Annotated in this window: 3 protein-coding genes; 1 reads left to right on the top strand and 2 read right to left on the bottom strand. The window is 36.6% G+C overall.

The window, feature by feature from the left end:
* Positions 1-352: 352 nt before the first annotated feature.
* Entirely contained in the window at positions 353-565 is a 213-nt protein-coding gene (locus tag RW092_RS22405) for a helix-turn-helix domain-containing protein (RefSeq protein ID WP_036699887.1), read from the bottom strand.
* Between the two features lie 155 nt (positions 566-720).
* Here RW092_RS22405 and RW092_RS22400 point away from each other — a divergent pair, with 155 nt between their 5' ends.
* A complete protein-coding gene (locus RW092_RS22400; protein WP_028538619.1) occupies positions 721-993 on the top strand; it encodes a hypothetical protein in 273 nt (90 codons plus the stop codon).
* Between the two features lie 227 nt (positions 994-1,220).
* Here RW092_RS22400 and RW092_RS22395 read toward each other — a convergent pair whose 3' ends face one another.
* The gene (locus tag RW092_RS22395; protein ID WP_028538617.1) at positions 1,221-1,718 is read right to left on the bottom strand and encodes a hypothetical protein; all 498 of its coding nucleotides are present in this window, start codon (positions 1,716-1,718) and stop codon (positions 1,221-1,223) included.
* Positions 1,719-2,586: the final 868 nt, after the last annotated feature.

The following is a 2,586-nucleotide window of genomic DNA, read 5'->3' as shown; positions in this document are numbered from 1 at the left end:
TGCTGAATTCCTTTTAATTATGCTCAAAACACCCTGACTTTTTCAGGGGAAACTAGCTACTGCTTACTTCTTTAGCCCTCTTCTCGTAGTCAACTAGATACCTTTGATCTGCTTCGTGTTATTCAGCTTTTCATTCTTTCCCACTTCTTCGACTAGACGATGGCAGATAACGGTTCCGCATCTACGACACGACCCGGCCTTAGATAGCTATTATCTTAGGCCGGGTCGTGTGTTGTCTGAATATTCTTCCTTGCTTACACATCTGACAACCAAGGGGCGAATGACCCGCAGCGTAGATGCATTGTTATACGACGGGGTCCTTCTATGAGTATCCCCACATCGTTTACTGTTATTATTTATCAGGCGTGTATTCAATCAAATCTGATAATTTGCACTCAAATGTATCACATAGCTTTAATAATGTTTCTAATTTGGTCGTTTCAATATTTATTTCTTTATACAGTTTGTTAATCGAATTTCTACTCAGTCCAGATCTGTTCATTAATTCTGTTATATCATCAATTCGGTGTTCAGCCATAAGAACTCTAATATTGCACCTTATCAAGCAGACTCCCTCCCATGATCAATATATTATATCTCAAAGTTATTTTTATCAATTAGAAGTCATCATTTCACCTTATAGAGCTTATTTTTTTCTTTACAATTAACCCCATAGGGATATATAATAACCTTATAGAGTTAATAAAAGGAGGGAAGTCATTGATTGAATCTTTAGAAGTTTTAGCTGAGCCTTTAATTCGCCATCGTTTAGAACCGTTATACTCAAACTCAGAACTTGAACAATTTTCTTCGGAATGTGAGCAGTATCTAAAAATCATTCGAGAGTCGCTTCCCGATAACCTTCAACATACCCTATTTCTTTATGAAGACGCTCTAACTTCATTGCAAACTATTTTGGAAAGTAAAATATATTTGCAAGGATTTAAAGATGCACTATATCTTTTTAATGAACTACATATTCAAATGAATTAAGGGCCCTCCGGGCCTTTTTCTTTTGCACTTCAGACCCTGTCGTATAACGTTTCTGTATCTACGAACCCGAAAGGCTTAAAGGAGCGTAGCGACTGGGTGGCTCCGCCACTTAACCTTGCAGGGTTGTCTGCCTGAATCCGCTTCTCCGAAATCCCTCGGGCAGACCAAGGAGCGAAAGCGACGAAGCGTAGATACAATGTTATACGAAGGACTTTTCATCATTGAATTTACTTAAAAAAAATGTCTTTTATATATCCTCCAATAAATCCAGCAACGATAGCTGTAAGTGCTATCTTCGAAAGATCCCACCAAAAACTAATTGTTTTTTGCTTTTTCTCTCTTAGTAAACGTTCAATCTGCAGATTCATAATCCTCTTTGATTCTTTTTTAAAATGTTCTAATTTCAAGTAATTGGGTTCATGGCTTGTAAGTTTCGTCGCTTCACCAAATAACAATATACTTTGATTTTCAATTATTATATTTATTTGCTTCTTTAGTACTATGATTTCTCCCTTTTTAAGCAGTTTTAACTTACTAAATTCCTCAATATTACTAATAATCTGATTGTTTAGTTCTATGAATCCAGAAGTAATAATATCATCACTTGCAAATGCTGCTGTTAGCATATTCCTTCTATTTAATTCACTAATTGTTCTCCCTATAGCATCTTTGATTTTATATTCAATAATAATTTCTAAATCTTCGATTAATTTAGTAAACTTCATCGACTTCTCCCATACTTATATTTATTCAAAAGTCTTTCGTATAACGTCTGCGTGTTCACGACGCCCCACCACCTTAAGGTCCGTTAGGACCGGCCGCGATGCGGTTAGGTGGTGCGGGTGTGTCCGGCTGATTCCGCTTCCCTGCTACTGAAATGCCTCACTCGAATCCTCTTCTAACTCCTGCCGGACCGAGGGTCAGAATGGCCCGATGCGTGAATACTTTGTTATCCGATACCTCCGACTTCTTTGATATACTTACACAATTCGTCCTTTATCGTCTTTATTCATTTTTAATTTTAATTCTTGAGTATCCTTTTCGTTCTTTTAAATTTGATTATTATTTTGTTCTTTGATTCGAAAGAAATTGATTAAGTTCATTTAAATTGTCTGTTCGATATAATTCTTTTTCTGTATCAAAAACAATGTACTTTGGTACATCATCAATGTTTAACATTTGTAGTTCCTTTTCATCTGGATTTCCGGTTTGATAATAACCACTAAGAATCCTTATGTTTTGGTCAAACACTTCTTGAAATTCAAGATTTTGTTCATCAGTGGTACCAATTGCCGTGATGTAATACTTTCCCTCAACGTCAGAAAAGAAAGACGATGGAATTGACGAATGGTAAGTTTTATTATTATCTGCATTGCAACCTGGAAGGATAATTATAACCCTGAATTTCGAAAGTGCATAAGATCAATGCAAGATGCTAAAGCAATGGCGACTTAAGAAGTGAAAAGGTGGGAGTTTCCCATGTTTTAGTGGAGACGGAAGCTTGCGGCAGATGGTCTTTCCCCCTCCCCAATGAAGAGGCAGTCCTGATTTCCATGTAAAATTTTGCTTATCATTATTCTAACTGCGCCACTC

Origin of the sequence: Paenibacillus sp. 3LSP, from assembly GCF_032465655.1 — a bacterium.
Taxonomy (GTDB): Bacteria; Bacillota; Bacilli; order Paenibacillales; family Paenibacillaceae; genus Fontibacillus; species Fontibacillus barengoltzii.
The sequence above is the reverse complement of the archived record's forward strand: the minus strand, read 5'-3'. Positions and strand labels throughout refer to the sequence as shown.

Bases quoted from the DNA above. Each gene is read 5' to 3' on its own strand.
- RW092_RS22395 (WP_028538617.1), bottom strand. From the start codon at position 1,718: ATGAAGTTTACTAAATTAATCGAAGATTTAGAAATTATTATTGAATAT.